Below are 20393 nucleotides of genomic sequence, written 5' to 3' on the forward strand. Positions count from 1 at the left end.
ACTAATTTTATTATATAAGCAGGAATTTGGGAAGTAACAGGGAATTTAATAATAGGGTAAAAATAACTTGTGGAGGATGAACACCATGCCAACCGGGGACAAGTCCAGTAAGGGGAAAGCAAAAAAATATAAGGTTAATGTACTCGGTGAAGAGATGACAGTTGTAGCTGATGTTACCGAGGAATATATTGATAAACTCATAGAGTACATTAATGATATCGGAGAGGCTATAACCAGGGCCTATCCTGGTTTACCCCGAAGGAGAATTACAGGGTTGACACTAATTAATATGGCTGATGAGTATTATAAATTAAAAAAGGTATATCGTGACAGAATTAAGGAAATAAATAATCTTAGAGAGGAAAATAAAAAACTCCAAAATAAGATTAATGAAATGGAAATAGAACAAAAAGAACTAATTTCGTTGCTGGAGGAGGTCGACCAGTAGTTGAATCAAATAACAATTCTAGATATATTAATATTGGTAGTTTTCCTTTATTTTGTCCTCAGGGGATATAATAATGGATTTATCAAACAGACAAGTACTGTGGTGGGACTAATACTGGCCCTCTTGATTGCAATTAAATTTTACCAACCTTTTCAAAAGTACTTGCTTCCATATCTGGATTTTTCTGATCAGATAATGCAATTCATTAGTTTTTCTCTTTTATTTGTTTTTGTTAATATTATAATACAGTTACTCGGGAGAGCCTTAAAAAATATTATGAATGCCCTGTTTCTGGGTCCGGTTGACCAGGTAGCCGGTGCAGCCTTAGGGCTGTTAAAAGCCGGTATTTTAACCTATTTTCTGGTTCTCTTTCTGGCCCAGATACCGTATCAGGGAATAACAGAATTGCTTAACAGGTCGGTTCTGGCCGGGAGTCTGCTTGAGATGACTCCACTGGTTAAACAGCGATTATCTCAGATTTTTGGGCCATGAATTTAGTTCATGGCCTTTATTTATGGTGTCTTATTTTTTTCAGGGGGTAAGATAAAATGTATCAATTAACCAATAAAGAAGTGTCCCGTATTTTGAAGGAACTGGCAAAACTTATGGAATTAAAGGGTGAGAATAAATTTAAAGTAAGGGCATACTATAATGCTTCCCGTCAGTTAATAAATATGTCTGATAATATTCAGGATCTGGCCCGTGAGGGTAAGATAAGGAATATACCCGGGGTCGGGGAGGGGATAGCAAGAAGTATTAAAGAGATTATGGAAAAGGGGTATTCCCCTGAACTTGAGGAGTTAAAGGCAGAATTACCCGGGGGGTTACTTGAAATTATTAAGATACCGGGTCTTGGCCCAAAAAGGGCATACCAGCTTTTTAATGAACTTGGGGTTACGAACCTTGAGGAACTAAAAAGTGCTTTGAATACTGGTAAAGCCAGGAAGTTAAAAGGCTTTGGTGTGAAAACAGAAGAAAACCTTAAAAATAAAATTGAAAAATATGAGTCTTTTAAAAATACTTACCTTCTCAAGGAAGCATTGGGGATACTGGATGAGCTGAAAAGGTATATTAAGAAATGCCCCGGAGTATCCCGGGTCAAAATGACAGGAGAGGCGAGAAGAAAAAAAGAACTGGTAAATTCTCTGGAAATACTTGTAGCCAGTAAGGAAAAGGAATCTGTTCTTGAATACTTAAGGAAGTTATCGTTTGCAAAAAGTATAGAGGAAAAAGAAGAGAATGGATATTTACTTACCTTTGAGGATGATATAAGAATTAAGGTTTTTATTGTGCCTCCAGATATGTTTTGTTTTTATCTATTCTATCTTACAGGTTCTAAAGACCATGTCCAGAAAATGGAAACCATAGCTGATGATGCCGGGTATCAATTAACAATTAAGGGTTTATATAAGGATTCCAGCAAAATCAAGGTTAAAAATGAAGAAGAAATTTATACTACCCTCGGGGTCAGTTATATTATCCCTGAACTCCGGGAAAACCGGGGTGAAATAACAGCCGGTTTTAAAAATTGCCTGCCTGATTCTATAAATTTAAGGGATATAAAGGGTGATCTCCATATTCATTCCAGCTACAGTGATGGTGGTTTTAGTATCAGGGAGATTATTGAAGCTGCCCGGAAGAAGGGATATGAATACCTGGCTATTACAGACCATTCCCGTTCTTTAAAGGTTGCCAGTGGTTTGAGTGTTGACAGATTATTTAAGCAGATTGAAGAAATAGATAAACTTCAGGAGGAATATGATGATATAATTATTTTTAAGGGAATAGAGGTAGATATAAATAAAGATGGTAGTCTTGATTATAGTGATGAGGTGTTATCTTACCTTGATTTTGTAATTGCATCGGTTCATACCGCTTTTAACATGGATAGAGATAAGATGACGTCACGGCTAATTAAGGCAATGGAAAACCCTCATGTTAATGCTATAGGGCATCCAAGGGGAAGGCTTCTAAAAAGACGTGACGCCTATAAGATTGACATGGACAGGATAATTCAGGTTGCATCTGAAACCAATACCTGTCTTGAAATAAATTCTTCCCCGGATAGGCTTGATATCGATGATGTTCTTGCACGGAAAGCTAAAGAGGTCGGAGTTAAGTTGGTGATTAATACCGATGCCCATCACCTTGAAGAATTGAATAATATGTCCCTCGGGGTTGCTGTAGCCCGGAGAGGCTGGCTTGAAAGAGAAGATGTTATTAATACCATGAATGCAGAAGAGTTACAGGAATTATTAAGGAGGGATTAAGGTGGAGGAAAGCTCCCTTGAAATACTGGAATTTGATAAAATAATAGACCGTGTTCAGGAATTTGCAGCAACCATCATTGGAAAGGAAATTATATCCAGACTACAACCGGTCGATAACCTTAATTATGTGAAAAATAAATTACGGGAAGTCAGCTCTGCCCGTGAAATTCTTGAAGAGTATGGACGGCCTCCCTTTGGCGGTATCAGAGATTTAAGGGAGATAATTGAAAAAGCTGATAAGGGAATAGTTTTAAGTGTAAAAGAAGTCATGGATGTCAGGTCAACCCTGGAAGGGGTCAGGGAATTAAAAAAATATTCCCGGGAAATAGGAACAGGAATAGATGATGAGTTGCAGGATATTTATAGCATTATTACTGAAAAATTTGATAGACTTACCCCTTTAAAACAATTAGAGAATGAAATTAATAGATGTATAGATGAACATGGGGAGATAAAGGATTCTGCCAGTAGAAAGCTCAGAAGTATAAGGCGGGAGATGGATAGAATTGAGGGTAAAATAAATGATAAGCTCAATTCTATAATAAATAATACAAGGTATCAGGAAATGCTTCAGGATAAGCTGGTTACCATCAGAGGAAACAGGTATGTTGTCCCTGTTAAAAGCAGTTACAAGAACACTTTTTCTGGAATAGTTCATGATCAATCAACAAGTGGACTTACCTATTTTATGGAGCCAATGGCTATAGTAAAGCTTAATAACAGACTCGGGGAATTGAAAAGAGCCGAAGAACAGGAAATATACAGGATATTGAAAAAGTTGAGTGAAAATATTAAAGAACACACCCGGGATCTGAGTGATAATCTGGAGATGGTTTCCCTTCTTGATGTTGATTTTGCCAGAGCCAGGTTCAGTATTGAAATAGAAGGTATAGAACCTGGAATTAATGATAAGGGTTTTATTAATATAAGAGGTGGACGCCATCCTTTACTTAAAGTCAAACCCGTTCCAATTGATATAACTGTTGGCAATGAGTTTAAAACCCTGGTTATTACCGGTCCCAATACCGGTGGTAAGACCGTAGCACTTAAAACTGTTGGGTTATTTGTATTAATGGTCCAGGCAGGCCTTCATATACCTGCAGAAGAGGAAACGGTTATCTCTATTTTTAATGGAGTTTATGCCGATATTGGAGATGAACAAAGTATAGAACAGAATTTGAGTACATTTTCATCCCATATTAACCGGATTAAGCGGTTTTTAGGTAAGGCTGATGCCAGAAGCCTGGTTCTTCTGGATGAGATCGGGGTTGGTACAGATCCTCGCGAAGGGGCTGCCCTCGGGGTGGCCATCCTGGAACATTTAAGGGAAAGGGGAGTAACTACTATAGCCACAACTCATTACAGTGAAATAAAGAGTTATGCTTACTCCCAGGATGGTGTTGAAAATGCTTCTGTTGAATTTGATATGGAAACCCTTCAACCAACCTACCGGCTCCTTATGGGGATTCCCGGTGGAAGTAATGCCTTTGAGATTGCCCTGAAGCTGGGTTTACCCCATGATATAATTAAAGATGGTAAGGAGTTAATGAGCGGGGATGATATTAAGGTTGAAAATATTATTTCTGATTTAAATGAAGAACGGAAAAAATATGAACAATTAAAAATAGAAATAGAAGAAAGGCTGGAGGCAGTAAAGAAAAAGGAACAGAAGTATGATTCTTTATTGACCGATCTTGAGAAGAGAAAAAAGAAGTTAATAACAGAAGCCCGGGAAGAGGCTTTACAGATAATTAAAAAGACCAGGAAAGAGAGCAAAGAGATTTTACGCCGGTTAAAGAATAAAGAATTTGCTTCCAGGTCTGATATAGACAGGGTTGAGAATGAAATCAATTTGAATCTTAAGGAAACCGAAAAAGAAATTAGTGAAAAAAGACAGAACAAAGATGGCCGGACCCGGGTTAAAGAAATATCCTGTGGTGACCAGGTCAGGTTGAAAAAAACTGGTCAGAAGGGTGAGGTTATTTCTGTTGACCGGGAGAAAGGAGAGGCTGTTATCCAGGCCGGTATTATGAAAGTAACTACAGGGCTGGATGAAGTAGCGAAAATTGATATACCTGATGATACTAAGGACGAACTCTTTCATTCCTATCAGGTCAAGAAAAAAAGCCGGGTTTCTCCTACCCTTGATCTTAGAGGAGAACGTTATGAAACAGCCCAGCATAAACTGGATAAATATCTTGATGATGTTTTCCTGGCCGGATTGAAACAGGTAGAAATAATTCACGGTAAGGGTACCGGGGCTTTGAGGAAGGCTGTTCATACTGTATTAGAAAAAAACCCCCACATCACCTCTTACCGCCTGGGAAGGCAGGAAGAAGGTGGGAGTGGGGTGACAATTGCTGACCTCAAATCCTAATTATTAAATTTAAACATATCCCAGAGGTTATCAAAGAAATTCTGCTGTCCATTACCGTGGAGGTCACACTTACGGGTAGGTATTCTTTCATAGATTACCTGCCCGTTATTTGTTATGGGAACCCCGGTTTCCGGGTTTATTTTTTGTACTGGCTCTCCTTTATCAACAATATAGGTTCCTTCAATTACTTCCTGAATTTGTTCTTCTTCATTTTCATCTTCATCTTTTTCCTTTTTAATTCCCCCGAATTCAATGGTAGCAGGTCCAACCCTGATTCCACTGCTGGCAAAGTAACTGTATTCAACAACATTTTCCCGTGGGCAGTTAGGTGTGGCGAGAAGGCCACTTTCTTTATCTATTTTTTCAGTGACTATGGGTTCATGTAGATTTTCAACTTCGGTAGGGACATTGTGTTTACGGAATATTTCTTTTACAACCCTGGGGGTATATTTATTGGGTAACAACCCGGTTACCGGGTCAATCTCTGCCTTAACGATATTATCAGGAACATTAAAGTATTTTACCTCTCTATTTTTAACTACCTGGCGCATATAATTCCCCCATAGCTGGGCGGCTTCAGCACTGGATATTATTTTGGGGCGGCCATTTTCAGTAAATAGATAATTACCGTTCTCGTCCTTTTGGTCATATTCCATGGGATGGAGGTTATCTTCCCCTATCCAGACACTGGTGACAAGATCTGGTGTGAAACCAACAAACCAGGCATCTGTATAATTATTGGTTGTTCCTGTTTTACCGGCTACTGGTCTTCCCAGTCTGGCTCTCCATCCGGTTCCACCGCTAATAACAGATTCCAGCATATTGGTCATGAGATAAGCTACATCCTCAGATAACACTATTTTTTTATCAGGATGGGCTTCATAGATTACATTATTTCTCCGGTCCATAACTCTGGTAATAACATAGGGTTCTACCCAGATACCTCTGTTGGCAAAGACACCATAGGCAGAGGCCATTTCCATGGGGGTGACCCCTTTATTCAACCCCCCGAGGGCCAGTGATAGATGTGATTCTTTATTGTCGGCTGGCTGAAAGGTGGATATCCCCATTTCTTCTGCAGTTTTAATAGTATTGTTGACCCCAACCTGTTTGATCAATTTAACTGCAGCCACATTTATAGAATATCTCAGGGCGGTACGTAATGAAACATAACCGCGGTATTTGTCTTCAAAATTACTGGGCCAGATGGAGAGGGGTTCTCCCTGCTCTTTATGGGCCAACATGGGCATATCATTGATAACTGACCCCGGTGACCAGCCCTGTTTAATAGCAGTTGTATAAACAAAGGGTTTGAAAGCAGAGCCTGGCTGTCTTACGGCCTGGGTTGCTCTGTTAAATTGATCATTTCCTCTTCCTCCAACCATAGCCCTGATGGCACCGGTCTGAGGTTCAATAGTAATCAGGGCCAGCTGGGGTTGTAATTTATCCGGGGTATTATCCCTTTCAACAGTAGGTAAGTATTTATTTTCAATGGCTTTTTTAATGGTAGATTCAGCTGTTTTTTGCATTTCGAGGTCAAGGGTTGTATATACCTTTAACCCACCACCATAAACCATCTGGGCCCCGAAACGGTCTATTAACCTGTCCCTGACATATCTGATAAAATAGGGGGCCGTATTCTCTTTTTTCGGTTCTGATGGCTTTATTATTATATCCTGTTTTCGAGCACTTTCATATTCTTCTCTGGTAATATAACCCAGTTCTAACATCCGGTTTAAAACTACATTGCGCCTTGTTTTGGCAGCATCAATGTTATTAAAGGGAGAGTAATAGTTAGGTGCTTTAGGGAGTCCAGCGACTAAAGCACACTCACTTAAGTCAAGCTCCCAGACATGTTTTCCAAAATATTGCTGGGCCGCAGTCTCAACACCATAGGCACTATGTCCTAAAAAGATTTCATTTAAATACATTTCAAGGATTTCAGGTTTTGTATAGAGTCTTTCAAATTGTAAGGCCAGATAAATTTCCTGAATTTTACGGTAAAAGGTTCTCTGTTGCCTATGGAAGAGGGCATTTTCAGCAAGCTGCATAGTAATGGTACTAAAACCCTGGGCTATTCTTCCTTCTTTGATATTGGTTATTAAAGCCCGGGGAATTCCCCAGAAATCAATACCATGATGGGCATAAAATTTAGTATCCTCAATAGCAACAATAGCATTTTGAAGGTCAACAGGTATTCTTTCCAGGGGAACGTAGACCCTGTTTTCCCGGTAAAGCTTGGTTAAAAGTTGTCCATCAGCACTATATATTAAAGTGGCCTCATTGGGGCCTTTATAATTTGTAATATCCGGAGTATTTTTAATAATCCAGGTTATAGATCCAATGACAAGACCAAAAATAAGAGCAAAAATCAAAATAATGGTAGCAAAAATATAGTTCTTTCTCTGTTTGGCCATTAACTTTCCTCCCCTCACTATCACATATTATAACATAAAAACCTTTAGTTTAATACCCCTTGTTAGAGGCCCCCATGTTCTGTTATAATAAAGAAAATATTAATTCATATCATGTTTTTATTAGTGATAACATGATAAAAATCCTTTTTGTTAAATTATGTAATATTTGTTATTTTAACCATAATAGAACTATTTTACTACTTCAGGGGTTTTGGTACCATGTGATTTCTGTAGTCCTGTTTAATTAAAATAAAAAATAGTGACAACCAATTACTTTTAATAAGCCCGGGTAATTTTAATGGAATTTTTCTGATTCCGGGAAATAACTGGCTTGCCAAATAGGGAAAATGGTTACATAGTCTGGTTTTTGATGTTTTACATTTTATCAATTTATATATTTGTTATATATTTGCATGTTATATTTTGTATAGAAAAATTTAAATAAAAAGTGTTTATTATAATTGGAGGTGTAAATATTGGATATAAATGAACAGCTAAATATTTTAAAAAGAGGGGTTAGTGAATTAATAACAGAAAAGGAGTTGAAAAAGAAATTAGAGCTAGCCAGAGAAGAAGGACGTCCCCTGCGGGTAAAACTGGGACTGGACCCCACAGCACCTGATATTCATCTTGGTCATAGTGTTGTTTTAAGGAAGTTAAAACAATTTCAGGACTTAGGCCATGAGGTATACCTTATAATTGGCGATTTTACCGGAATGATTGGAGACCCTACCGGGAAGTCGGTTACCAGAAAACAATTAACAGAAGAAGAAGTCAGGGAAAATGCTAAAACCTATCGGGAACAGTTTTCCAAAATACTTAACCCCGATAAGACAAAGCTTGTTTTCAATTCTAATTGGCTTTCAGACCTGAATTTATCTGATGTTATTGAGTTATCTTCTAAATATACTGTTGCCAGAATGCTGGAAAGGGAAGATTTCTCCCAGAGGTATAAAAGTGGTAAACCGATTAGTATACATGAGTTTATTTACCCTTTAATGCAGGGTTATGATTCGGTTGCCATAAAAGCTGACATTGAACTTGGAGGAACTGACCAGAAGTTTAATTTACTGGTGGGGAGACACCTTCAAAAAGAATTCGGGCAGAAGCCCCAGGTAATCATGATGATGCCCATCCTGGAAGGCCTGGATGGGGTTAACAAGATGAGTAAAAGCCTTGATAATTATATTGGAATTAACGATGAACCTAAAGACATGTATGGTAAGGTTATGTCCATACCGGATAGTTTAATAACCAGGTATTTTGAATTATTGACCGATGTGCCTGAAGATAAAATAAATGAAATGAAGAAGAGCATGGAAGAAGACCGGGTTAATCCAATGAATTTCAAAAAAGAGCTGGCCAGGATTATAGTTACTGAATACCATGGTCAGGATGCTGCCAGGGAAGCTGAAAAGGAGTTTAAGCGGGTTTTTTCCCAGGGTAAACTCCCTGAAGATATTCCGGAAGTAATAATTGAGCAGAAAGATCTGGAAGATGGGAAGATGTGGATTGTTCATTTGATAGCGGCTACAGGGCTTGTTAAGAGTAATAGTGAAGCTCGCAGGATGATTAAACAGGGAGCAGTTTCCATAAATGATGAAAAACATAAAAGTATCAATGAGGACATTAAAGTAGAAGATGGAATGATTATTAGAATTGGCAAGAGAAGGTTTGCTAAAATTAAACTTCCGGATTAAACTAAAAATAAACTAAGAACTTATTTCCCCCCTCCTGCATAATATGTTAGGAGGGGGGATATCTTTGTTTTTAAAAAGGGGTATATTACTTAAGTTTTTTATATTTATCGTAATATTGATAATCATGGTTACTGTTTTTATTCAGAAAACCCTGACACCCGCCTTTATAAGTCTGGCTGAAGTAGAAGCGGTTGGCCTGGCAACTACTGCTATAAACAGGGCGGTGGATGAAGAATGTGAAGGAATTAAGTATGAAGACATAATAAATTATGTTGTCAGTGATGAAGGTTATGTGGTTTTAATGCAACCAAATATTAATTATATAAATAGCTTTTCTTCAAGGGTTTCATTAAATATCCAGAAGAGATTGAATAAAATGAATTCCAATGTTGTAGCTATACCACTGGGAAGGGTCCTGGGTATAGAGCTTCTGGCAGGGTTGGGACCGAAGGTTAAGGTGAAAATTATACCGGTAGGGTTTGCCCGGCCGCCGGTTATTAGAGATACTTTTGAGTCTGCCGGGATAAACCAGACACGCCATAAAATATACATGGAAGTAAATGTTAAATTAAAATTAATTGTTCCTTTTTCAGAAAAAACGATTAGCCTGAAAACAGATGTACCTATAACCGAAGTTACTATAATGGGTAAGGTTCCCAGGGTCTATGTGGGGATAAATAATGAAGGTTCAAAGGGTATTTTGACAAAATAACGTTATCCTGTAAAAAATAATAATGAATATGTTACTGTAGATTACTTTTATCAAGGTATTTCAGGGAAACCATCTGGTTTCCCTTTTTTAACTAATATAGTATAGTTAAAAATTATGTGTTAAATGTGTCCCAGGGATGGAGCCAGTATTAAAACAGGATATGGGGCAACGAGGCCGTCAAAATTCCCCGGGGTTAAAAATAGCTGTTCCACGGGGTATACTCCCCGGTGTATAACGACTTTTCATATTTCAGGTTCCAATTTAGAAGCAATTGTTATAATATTTTATTAATTTTTTTATGTAATTCTCTTAATAATTAAAAATAACCGGGGGGAATAATATAAATATTATCAGAACAGGGGGGGTGAAATTTGTATAAAGGAATAGAGATTATTGGTCTACCGGTTGTGGAAATAAATACCGGGCGTGTGCTTGGAGAGGTAGAGGATATAATTTTTAGTGAGTTTGATGGCCTGGTTAAAGGCTTTGTTATAAGAAATAAGAATAAGTATTTTCTGGAGACACATAATATTAATAGAATTGGAGAAGATGCCATAACTGTTTTGAGTCAAGACCTTTTAAAACCCTGGGAAGAACACAATACCGTGGAGGAAAATGAACAAACCTTCCAGACACTGAATAATACCATTTTTGGAGAAAGGGTTATGACAACTTCCGGTAAAGAGGTAGGGAAAGTAAAAGATTTAATTATTGATGAAAACAAAAACAGTGTTATTGGCTTTGAATTGACCGAGGGGGTAATTCAGGATTTATTGGAGGGGCGGAACCTGCTGCCACTTTCAAATAACCTTATTTATGGACAGGATACCTTATTATTAGATGAAGAGGGGGTTTAAGTGTTGAATAAAAAGTTTATGGCCGGACTGTTACTGGGAAGCCTTATTGGGATAACAATCGCAACAGTGTCAGGGAGGGTAGTTAAAGAAAAAGTTATGATTGGTTTTAAAGATGAAAATAAAGACCAGGGTGGTTCCGGGGGAGGTGTTCAGAAGGTAGACTCGGAAAAAAAAGGACAGGGTAAATATGTCGGTCCCGGGGAGAGAGGTAATGAAAAAAAGGAAGAGATGGTCAGAAATCCTGAAGAAGAGGTCCAGAAAAAGGCCGGACAGGAAGAAGCTTATGTTGCAGACCAGATGCTCAGTAAACTTAATTTTGGTAAAAAAATATCACAACTGGAGGAGGCCCTGAAAAATTTAAGGGAAGATAATACCTGATTGTGATAGGAGCTGGGGCGATTGTTAAAACGGTATAAAAATGAATTAAAAATAGGAATTATGCTCCTGGTACTGGGGGGCATAATTTATTTTATACTATTAATAAAAAAAGTTCTTTTACCTTTTGTCTTTGGTACCTTTCTCGCCTATTTATTTAACCCTCTAATAACTTTTTTGCGAAAGAGAAATATTTCACGGATTACAGCCCTGTATATATTAATACTTGTGGTCTTAATCTTGTTTATTTCCATCAGCATATTTATATTACCAATCTTTATAAGGGAACTTGAAGAATTAACTGTTACCCTGCCTAAATATGTTAATTCTCTCGAAAAGTATGTTGAGTATGTGAACCGGGAATACAGGCGGATACATCTGCCTGAAGTAATTAAAGAGGTCATTGATCAGGCCCTGGCAAAACTGGAAAATTTCATTCTTAATTTTATTGAAAACCTGACCACATCGGTAATAAATTCCCTTACCTATATTGTAAGTTTGTTTATCTCTCCTATTATTACATATTATATCCTCAAAGATTATGAAGAGATCCAGTCTTCATTTTTGAATATTGTTCCCAAAAAGTACCGGAAACCGGTGTTGAAAAGTGGTCGGGAAATAAGTAAAATCTTTGTGGGATTTTTAAGGGGCCAGATCTGGGTCAGTATTATTGTTGGTGTCTTCAGTACCCTGGGATTGATGTTGTTTAAAGTAAAATTTTATCTATTGCTGGGGATTCTGGCCGGGATAACCAATATGATACCATATTTTGGTCCAGTAATCGGGGCTATCCCGGCGGTAATGATAGCTTTTTTATCATCTCCAGTCAAGGCCTTTGGTGTCATCATCTTATTTTCTTTGATTCAACAGGTTGAAAGCAGTATTATTGGACCTAAAATTTTTAGTAACCGGGTTGGCCTTCATCCCCTGACGATTATTTTTGTTCTCCTGGCAGGTGCAGATATATTTGATGGCTGGGGGCTTATTTTTGCTGTTCCTGTTGCCGGTAGTTTAAAAGTTATTTTTAAAATATTTATTGAACAGATAATTTCTATTAAGGGTTTGAGTGGTCAGGAGTAGATATGGTTTATGTTGACAAAGCCCCTGTTTTCTAGTATGATTTAAATAAATATCAGAAAATACATATTCTTTTTCTTTAAGGGGGAGTAGACATGGTTACAACTTCTGATGAACTAAGAAAAGCATACCTTGACTTTTTTAAAGATAGAGGACACCTGGTATTACCGAGTGCTCCACTTATACCCCGGAATGACCCCAGCCTACTCTGGATTAATGCGGGAATGGCTCCTTTTAAACCATATTTTGATGGGAGGAAAAAACCTCCCAAAACCAGGATTTCAACCAGCCAAAAATGTATCAGGACCAATGATATAGAAAACGTCGGGAAGACAGCCAGACACCTGACTTTTTTTGAAATGCTCGGCAATTTTTCCTTTGGAGATTATTTTAAGGAAGAGGCCATAGAATGGGCCTGGGAATTTGTAACCAGAGTTCTAAATTTAGAGGAGAACAGGCTCTGGATTACTATATATAAAGATGATGATGAAGCCTTTAAAATCTGGCATGATAAAGTTGGGGTACCTGAGAACAGAATTGTTAGAATGGGTAAAAAGGATAATTTCTGGGAAATAGGAACCGGTCCCTGTGGTCCCTGTTCTGAAATCCATTATGATCGTGGTGAAGAATTTGGAAATTCCAGTGAAGATGTAATTGGTGGTGAAGGGGACAGGTTTCTAGAAATCTGGAACCTTGTCTTTACTCAGTATAACAGGACAGAAGATGGGGAATATTTATCCCTGCCCCAGAAAAATATAGATACGGGCATGGGTCTGGAGAGGGTTGCCTCCCTTCTTCAGGGGGTCAATTCAAATTTTGAGACAGACCTCTTAAAACCGATAATTAACTTTGTAAGCCAGGATAGTGGAGTTCAATATACGGAGGGACAGAGGGTTCCCTTCAGGGTTATATCTGACCATATCAGAGCGGTTACAATGGCTATCCATGATGGGGTTCTCCCTTCAAATGAGGGACGTGGTTATGTTATAAGACGGCTTTTAAGAAGAGCTGTGAGGTATGGTGGCAAACTTAATTATGAGGAACCCTTCCTTTATAAAATTGTACCTGTTGTTGTCGATATTATGTCCGGTGGGTATCCGGAACTTAAAGAAAAAGAAGAACATGTTAGCTCTGTAGTCAAATCAGAGGAGGAAAGATTTTTCCAGACACTGGAACAGGGTTTAAACATTTTAAATGAGATGATGGAAGAAATGAAAGATAAGGGAGAGAAAATCCTGTCAGGTAAAAATGCCTTCAAACTCTATGATACCTATGGATTTCCACTGGATTTAACCAGAGATGTTCTGGCTGAACATGGTTATAAGGTAGATGAAGACGTTTTTACCAGAGAAATGGAAAAACAGCGGGAACGGGCCCGTCAGGCCAGGGCCGATGTTGGTTTCAGTGGAACAGATGGGGAAGGTATTTATAAAGAACTCAGGGAGGAACTCGGTGAGACTGAGTTTACCGGTTATCGGTCCCTGTCAAATACGACCAGGATAGTGGGCATTGTTAAGGATGGGCAGCCTGTTGAGTCCTTGAATAATGGGGAAAAAGGAGAAATTATCCTTAATGTTACTCCGTTTTATGCCCGGGGTGGTGGTCAGGTAGGTGATAAGGGTATTCTGATAGACAGTGAACATAGAGCCCGGGTTTATGATACCAGAAAAAAGGGCGGATTAACTGTTCATTATACTGAAGTTGAGAAGGGTGAATTCAGGATAGACCAGGTTGTTGAAGCCAGGGTTGATGAAGAACTTCGTTATAACATAGCCAGAAACCATTCAACTACCCATTTACTCCATAAAACACTGAAAGAAGTGCTGGGTGACCATGTTAACCAGTCAGGATCACTGGTAGCTCCCGACAGGCTGCGGTTTGATTTCAGTCATTATGCTCCCCTGACTGAGGAAGAAATAAACAGGATTGAAGATACTGTTAATGAGAAGATTTTATCAAATTTACCGGTAGAAATACTGGAAATGCCCTTTGAAAAGGCTAAAGAGATGGGGGCTGTTGCCCTTTTCGGTGAAAAGTATGGCCATATTGTTAGAGTGGTAAAAATAGGGGATTATAGCATAGAATTATGTGGAGGGACCCATGTAGACAGAACCGGTGAAATTGGAAGTTTCAAGATTGTCAGTGAAGGAAGTGTTGCGGCCGGAGTCAGGAGAATTGAAGCCTTGACAGGAAAAAGTGTTCTGGAACATATCAGAAAAAACGATAATACAATAAAAAAGATTAGTAGTATCCTCAAGACTTCTCCAGATGAAGTTATTGGCAGGTTGTCTGGTTTGCTGGAAGAACAGAATGAATTAGAAAATAAATTACAATCACTAAAAGATCAATTAGCTACTTCCCGGGTGGATGAATTAGTTGATGAAGTTCAGAAGATAAATGGAGTTAAAGTCCTGACCGCGGAATTGAAGGGAATTGAAAGTGATAATCTAAGAAAACTATCTGATAAACTTAAAGAAAAAATGGAATCAGGTATTATTGTTCTGGCATCAAATCTGGGCAATAAAGTTATTTTTGTAAGTGTTGTTACTGACGATCTTGTGGAGAGGGGCTTTCATGCCGGCAAGTTAATAGGCAAAGTAGCCAGGGTCACCGGTGGTGGCGGTGGAGGACGTCCCGATATGGCTCAGGCCGGTGGAAAAAAGGTTGATAAAATTACGGAAGCCCTGGATGAAGGAAAAAGAATTATATCAAATCATCAAAGTTAACAGGGTTTTGGAAATTAGTATAGAATTATTAATATAATGGTGCCTTTTTAAGGAAGATAGAAGAAAAGGATGTGATTATTATGACAGTTGATAATATGAATGATAGAACAATGAGATTTAAACGCAGTAAAGAGGATGATAATAGAACAGGTTATATTCTGGAGAAAGTGTATCAGGCCCTGGAAGAAAAAGGTTATAACCCTGTCAACCAGATAGTAGGCTACCTCCTATCAGGGGATCCTGCTTATATAACCAGTTATAAAGATGCCAGAACCATGATCAGGACAGTTGACCGTGATGAAATAATTGAAGAACTATTGAGGAACTATTTAAATAAATAGACAGTAATAAGATTAATGACAGGTAATAAATTTTGCCAGTCCTTTAAATTTAAGTAAGATTATTAACTTATAAATATAATAACTTATAAAAAATTAAAGAAGGGAAATCCGGTTTGAAGACGACTACCTGGCTTATCTTCCCTATAATATTCTTCTTTCTTTTTGTCACCTGTAGTCTGGTGTCGGCTACCAGTCCAGATGTAGTCTGGATTATAGTCGATAGAATCACGGTTAATAATATTATTGCAAGTAAAACACCACATTTTAATGGGTTGCAGAACATCGGTGCTTTTGGCCTGATAAATGTCCGGACTGCCGGACAAATAAGGGCTGAAAGCACTTATTTAACGGCCGGAGCTGGAAAAAGAAGTAAAGGGAGTAAAGACGCGCAAAAAGGAATAAATAAAGGTAAAGGTGTTATAAACTACCGTTATGATAGTCTGGTTAAATTAAATAAAGATAATCCATACCACCCTACAGTTGGTTTGCTCGGAGAGGTTTTAAAAGATAATGGAATCAAGGTAGGTGTCCTTGGTAATACAGATACAATAGATCAGAAAAACAGGTCTATTGTGTCTTTTGCAATGGATCAAAAAGGGGAAGTACCTCTGGGGGATGTCAGTAAAGGGCTGCTAAAAAAAGTTGAGAAACCCTGGGGATATGAAAGTGATTTTGAGGTGTTTAGAAAAAAATTTGGAGAATTTAAAAATAAAGTTGATTTGTTGATTATTCAGACCGGGGATACAACAAGAATAGACAACTATGTTAGATTCATTGGTAAGGCGGAAATAAACCGGGAAAAAATTAAAGCCATTGAAAAGATAGATAATTTTATCGGTTTTGTACTCCAGGTTATAAATCTGGAGGAAACACAACTCGGGATTTTAATGCTTAATCCCCCGGTTACAGATCTTGAAAACGGTAATAAGCTGGGCTGGATATTGTTGGCCGGTCCTGAGTTTGAAAAAGGATGGGTAACTTCTTTATCTACCAGGAGAAAGGGTATTGTTACTATATCCGATCTTTTACCGACTCTACTGAACAGGTTCAAAGTATCATATCCAGAGGTAACCGGTAGTAAAATAAGCTATATAAGACAGCAGAAAGCCAGCTGGCATCAACTTTACAATCTCCGCGAAAAAATAAAGAGGGTTTCCAACTTAAGGCCTGTTTTTGTCAAGGGTTTTATATTGCTTCAATTGATTATGATCTGTTTGGCCATTATTTTGTTGATAAAAAAAGACCTTCCCGGATCGGTCATAATTCATAAAGGAGTTGAATACTTATTAGTATCCCTGTTTCTGGTTCCATTGAATTTTCTAATACTGTCTCAGATTATTTTCCCTCACTTTATACATAATTTAGTTATCCTGATTGCTTTTACAATTGTTGAATTCTGGGTATTAATGAAAATTAATGAATCTAGGTTATTTCATATTATAGTAATCTGCCTCGGCCTGTGGATAGTTATTATCGTTGATTTATTGAATAATAGTCGCCTTATGGCAGATTCACTACTCGGGTTCTCTTCGGTGATAGGGGCCAGGTACTATGGTCTTGGTAATGAATATATGGGGTTATTTATAGGTAGTATGCTGGTAGGGTTTACCGGGGTGTTGGACTACCTTTCTAAAAAAGGGGTAAATATTAATAAAAAAATTATCTTCCTCAGTCCCGTTTTATTTTTATCATTCTGGTTTATAGCAAGTCCAGCTCTGGGGGCTAATTTTGGTGGAGCAATAACTGCCCTGGTGGCAATTACCGTAACCATGGTTTATTTAAAATATGGTTTCAATTTTAAAAAAATAATTTTGTTTACCCCTATAGTGGGGTTTGTAATATTGTTTGTTATGTATCTAGATTATACTGAAATACTTGGTCCCCGTACTCATATTGGAAAGGCATTTGCTTATCTATTGAAAGGAAGGACAGGGGGAATTATAGGTATTATAAAAAGAAAATTAGCCATGAATATCAAATTATTGAAGTGGACAATCTGGACCAGGGTTTTGTTGGGATTTATTCTATATTTGATTGTGCTATTTCTTTACCCGATAGGACGTTTTAAGAAACTTTTAAAAAAACAGCCCAATATGGCAGCAGGGTTTTATGGCGGCCTTGCCGGCACCCTGGTAACCATGATGGTAAATGATTCCGGTGTAGTCGCTGCAGCAACATTACTTTTTTACCCTATAATGACCCTCTTATATTTTATCAGTAAACCGGGTTATAAATAACCTTTATCTGGTAATAATAAATATAAATTGGAGGGAGAAAAATGAATTTACTAAATCTATTTTCAGAAAATACTAATAAGGGTCAGGAGTTTTCCTATCGACTTATTGTAGATATCGGGACTGAGTTTGTAAAAACAATAATTGCCGAGTTTAACGAAAAAGAAAAAAATATACTTGGATTTGGTAAAGTACGCCAGGATTATGGTAATATGGATGGAGGTGCTGTTACCAACATAGAAGGTGTCATCAGTCGGACCCGTGAAGCAATAAAAGTGGCTGAATCTTATACCCCACACCGACCTGATGAGGTAGTTATGGGGATAGCTGGGGAATTTGTTAAGGGTGTTATCTATTCTCTGGAAAAAGTACGTCCCAAACCCGAGAAGAAGATTGACAGTGAAGAGATAAATAACCTGATTATTGAGTCCCAGAAAAAGGCCTACCAGGAAGCTGTAAAGAGGGTGGAGCAGGAAACAGGGCTTGAAAATGTGAAACTGGAGTTAATCAGTTCAAACCTGGTAGAAGTAAAAGTAGATGGTTATAAAGTAAATGACCCCGGTCAGTTTCAGGGTAAGAATATCAATTTAGTTGTATTTAATACCTATGCCCCCCTTGTCCAGGTCGGGGCCCTGAAGACCATTGCCGGAAAACTGGGTTATGATCTGGTGGGTATCGTGGCTGAGCCTCTGTCAATAGCCAGTAGTCTCCTGACAGAAGACACCTTTGAACTGGGGGCTATAATTATTGATATAGGTGGTGGAACTACCGATATTGCTTTGATCAGAAATGGAGGAATTGAAGGAACTAAAATGTTTGCCATGGGGGGTAGGGCTTTTACCAGGACTCTGGCTAAAAACCTCGGTATTTCAATGCGGGATGCCGAAAAACTAAAGCTGGAATATTCCCGGGGAAAACGGGTTAAAAACTATGAAGTTACACGAAAATTAATTAAAAAGGATATGGATATTTTATACCAGGGAATAGAATTGTCTCTATTGGAGATGTCCCGTGGGGAAGTTCTTCCCCAAAAGATATATTTTTGTGGTGGAGGAAGTGCCCTGAAGGGGTTAATCGAGGGTTTTAAAAAGCGGCCATTAGAGGAAACCCTGCCTTTCTCTCATAGACCTGGTATACACCTTCTCAAGGGCAATGAGCTTGATAGTATTAGAGATGCTAATAAATATCTCCAGGGCAGTGAGCATGTTACTCCCAGATCTCTGGCCATTTATGGGACAGAGATAGAGAGTAAGGAAAGGGGGAGATTTGGTTTTGGAAATAAGGGGATACAGGGTATTTTACATTGATAAATACTATGAAGTTAATGAATTAATTGATTTAATTAAAAGTACTACTGCCCGTAAAATGGCTTTAGTTGTACATAGTCGGTTGTTACTGTTAAATAACGAAGTTAACTTAAAGCTTGTTAAAAAATACAGTGAAGAATTTCAAAAAGAAGTTGTATTTATTAACCCCGATCCTGTTATAGCAGATAGAGTTATAAGATCGGGCTTTAAGGCCTTTCCTGACCTTAATAGTCTTGAGAATAATAACCCCTTGCACGCGGTAGCTGTTGGAAAAGAAGAAAATAATGATAACCCGGTTGACAGTAACAAACAATTAAAAAGTGTAAAACGAATAGAAGATGTGGAAAGAATAGAAGATGTGGATGATAGGGGAGAATATGGTGATAAAAAACATCGAGTATTTAATCTGGTTGGGGTTATTTTAATTTTGTTACTGGCCTGGTTTTATTTTATGTACCCCACTGCAGTAGTTGAAGTAAAACCTGTGGTAGAACAGCAACAACACGAAATGGAGTTACTGGGGAGCCTTCAACTAAATAATATTGACTGGAGTAATCATATTCTACCTTTACATAGATTTGAAGTTAGTATAACTGATGAAGACGAGATATATGCCAGTGGGGAAAAATTAATCGGTGAAACCAGGGCTGAAGGCATTGTTAAGTTTATTAATGAAAATAAGAATGAGATTAAAATACCTGCCGGTACCATAGTCCAGACTGTAAGTGGTATAAAATTTAAAACGGTAAAAGATGTTAATGTACCTGGTCTTAAAGTTGATTTCTTAATGGATGTCCCGGTCGGGATGAAGGCTGGACAGGCTGAAGTTGGGATAGTTGCCTTACAGAAGGGAAGCAGAGGTAATATCGGGATAGGCAGAATAAAAAAGATGGCTAAACCCCTGAACAAGGTATATGTAATTAACCCGGAACCGACCAGTGGTGGTAAAGACAGAAAATTGCCCGTGGTTACTAAAAATGATATTAACAGGCTTAAGGAGAGTTTAGAAGAAAAACTGCAGTCTAGCCTCCTTGCTAAAATATACCGTAAACTGGGAGGTAATTTCAGGGTTATTGAGAACGAGATAGATTATAGTAAGATTGAGTTTAATTTTAGTCACCGGGTAGGTGATATTGTTGAGGTTATTAACGGGAGTGGAACCCTGACAGCAAGTGGTTACCTGTTAAAAAACAGTGAACTGGACAGGATGGTTACTGTTCTTTTTGAGGAAAATTTAGAAAAAGATAAGAGGTTATTGAGTAATGGAATAAGTGTTACCAGGGTTGACCTTGAAGAAAAAGGTAATGGATTATATAATATTAAAATAGGGTTTGTTGCTCCGGTTGTACCTGATATTGACACAGGTAATCTTATCAAGGCTTTAAAAGGGTCTAAAATTGATCAGGCCAGACAGGTTTTAAGTAATAGCCAGATAATTGATGACTTTAACATTAAAACCAGGGGCAATATTTTACCAAAACTGGGCTTTGCTATTAAAGTTGTTGTTAAAGAACCGGATTTTGAAGTAATGCCAGTAAGTAATTGAAAGTGA

At 38.0% G+C, this 20393-nt stretch carries 15 protein-coding genes; 14 read left to right on the forward strand and 1 reads right to left on the reverse strand.

What is annotated here, in order from left to right:
* Window positions 1-85 precede the first annotated feature (85 nt).
* Genes HORE_RS03015 through HORE_RS03030 form a run of 4 tightly spaced genes read left to right on the forward strand, consistent with a single transcriptional unit; the run spans window position 86 to window position 5095 of the window.
* On the forward strand, window positions 86-448 hold the full coding sequence (locus HORE_RS03015) for a cell division protein ZapA (RefSeq protein WP_012635510.1): 363 nt from the start codon (window positions 86-88) through the stop codon (window positions 446-448).
* Window positions 449-940: a CvpA family protein gene (locus HORE_RS03020; protein ID WP_012635511.1), complete on the forward strand. Its 492-nt coding sequence runs from the start codon at window positions 449-451 to the stop codon at window positions 938-940.
* 56 nt (window positions 941-996) lie between these two features.
* The gene (gene polX / locus HORE_RS03025) at window positions 997-2718 is read left to right on the forward strand and encodes a DNA polymerase/3'-5' exonuclease PolX (protein WP_012635512.1); all 1722 of its coding nucleotides are present in this window, start codon (window positions 997-999) and stop codon (window positions 2716-2718) included.
* Window position 2719: 1 nt separating this feature from the next.
* Window positions 2720-5095, forward strand: coding sequence for an endonuclease MutS2 (locus HORE_RS03030; RefSeq protein WP_012635513.1), 2376 nt, complete (start codon window positions 2720-2722; stop codon window positions 5093-5095).
* Here the strand turns inward: HORE_RS03030 and HORE_RS03035 are convergent.
* Window positions 5092-7512, reverse strand: coding sequence for a penicillin-binding protein 1A (locus HORE_RS03035; RefSeq protein WP_012635514.1), 2421 nt, complete (start codon window positions 7510-7512; stop codon window positions 5092-5094). The genes HORE_RS03030 and HORE_RS03035 overlap by 4 nt on opposite strands.
* A gap of 476 nt (window positions 7513-7988) precedes the next feature.
* Between HORE_RS03035 and tyrS the strand changes: the two genes are divergently transcribed.
* The 10 genes from tyrS (at window position 7989) to HORE_RS03085 (ending at window position 20387) form a co-directional block, all read left to right on the forward strand.
* A complete protein-coding gene (gene tyrS / locus HORE_RS03040) occupies window positions 7989-9212 on the forward strand; it encodes a tyrosine--tRNA ligase (RefSeq protein WP_012635515.1) in 1224 nt (407 codons plus the stop codon).
* Between the two features lie 64 nt (window positions 9213-9276).
* On the forward strand, window positions 9277-9924 hold the full coding sequence (gene yunB, locus HORE_RS03045) for a sporulation protein YunB (RefSeq protein ID WP_012635516.1): 648 nt from the start codon (window positions 9277-9279) through the stop codon (window positions 9922-9924).
* Between the two features lie 371 nt (window positions 9925-10295).
* Window positions 10296-10781 carry a PRC-barrel domain-containing protein gene (locus HORE_RS03050; protein ID WP_012635517.1) on the forward strand — a complete coding sequence of 162 codons (486 nt, stop codon included), beginning with the start codon at window positions 10296-10298 and terminating at the stop codon, window positions 10779-10781.
* Window positions 10782-10784: 3 nt separating this feature from the next.
* Complete coding sequence (locus HORE_RS03055) at window positions 10785-11159, forward strand: hypothetical protein (protein ID WP_041605813.1); 375 nt, start codon at window positions 10785-10787, stop codon at window positions 11157-11159.
* Between the two features lie 21 nt (window positions 11160-11180).
* Window positions 11181-12236: an AI-2E family transporter gene (locus tag HORE_RS03060; RefSeq protein WP_012635519.1), complete on the forward strand. Its 1056-nt coding sequence runs from the start codon at window positions 11181-11183 to the stop codon at window positions 12234-12236.
* Window positions 12237-12328: 92 nt separating this feature from the next.
* Window positions 12329-14959: an alanine--tRNA ligase gene (alaS, locus tag HORE_RS03065; RefSeq protein WP_012635520.1), complete on the forward strand. Its 2631-nt coding sequence runs from the start codon at window positions 12329-12331 to the stop codon at window positions 14957-14959.
* 80 nt (window positions 14960-15039) lie between these two features.
* Complete coding sequence (locus HORE_RS03070) at window positions 15040-15300, forward strand: IreB family regulatory phosphoprotein (protein WP_012635521.1); 261 nt, start codon at window positions 15040-15042, stop codon at window positions 15298-15300.
* A 113-nt stretch (window positions 15301-15413) separates the two neighbouring features.
* Window positions 15414-17537: a hypothetical protein gene (locus HORE_RS03075; protein ID WP_012635522.1), complete on the forward strand. Its 2124-nt coding sequence runs from the start codon at window positions 15414-15416 to the stop codon at window positions 17535-17537.
* Between the two features lie 41 nt (window positions 17538-17578).
* Window positions 17579-18841 (forward strand): cell division FtsA domain-containing protein, encoded by a 1263-nt coding sequence (locus tag HORE_RS03080; RefSeq protein ID WP_012635523.1) that lies wholly within the window; start codon window positions 17579-17581, stop codon window positions 18839-18841.
* Window positions 18807-20387 (forward strand): baseplate J/gp47 family protein, encoded by a 1581-nt coding sequence (locus tag HORE_RS03085; protein WP_041605817.1) that lies wholly within the window; start codon window positions 18807-18809, stop codon window positions 20385-20387. Before HORE_RS03080 ends, HORE_RS03085 begins: the two co-directional genes overlap by 35 nt.
* Window positions 20388-20393: the final 6 nt, after the last annotated feature.

Source organism: Halothermothrix orenii H 168 (genome assembly GCF_000020485.1).
Taxonomy (GTDB): Bacteria; Bacillota; Halanaerobiia; order Halanaerobiales; family Halothermotrichaceae; genus Halothermothrix; species Halothermothrix orenii.

What these genes read in the sequence shown, in the direction of transcription:
- polX (WP_012635512.1), top strand. Translation starts at nt 997, where the DNA reads ATGTATCAATTAACCAATAAAGAAGTGTCCCGTATTTTGAAGGAACTG.
- HORE_RS03015 (WP_012635510.1), top strand. Translation starts at nt 86, where the DNA reads ATGCCAACCGGGGACAAGTCCAGTAAGGGGAAAGCAAAAAAATATAAG.
- HORE_RS03080 (WP_012635523.1), top strand. Translation starts at nt 17,579, where the DNA reads ATGAATTTACTAAATCTATTTTCAGAAAATACTAATAAGGGTCAGGAG.
- HORE_RS03035 (WP_012635514.1), bottom strand. Translation starts at nt 7,512, where the DNA reads ATGGCCAAACAGAGAAAGAACTATATTTTTGCTACCATTATTTTGATT.
- HORE_RS03070 (WP_012635521.1), top strand. Translation starts at nt 15,040, where the DNA reads ATGACAGTTGATAATATGAATGATAGAACAATGAGATTTAAACGCAGT.
- alaS (WP_012635520.1), top strand. Translation starts at nt 12,329, where the DNA reads ATGGTTACAACTTCTGATGAACTAAGAAAAGCATACCTTGACTTTTTT.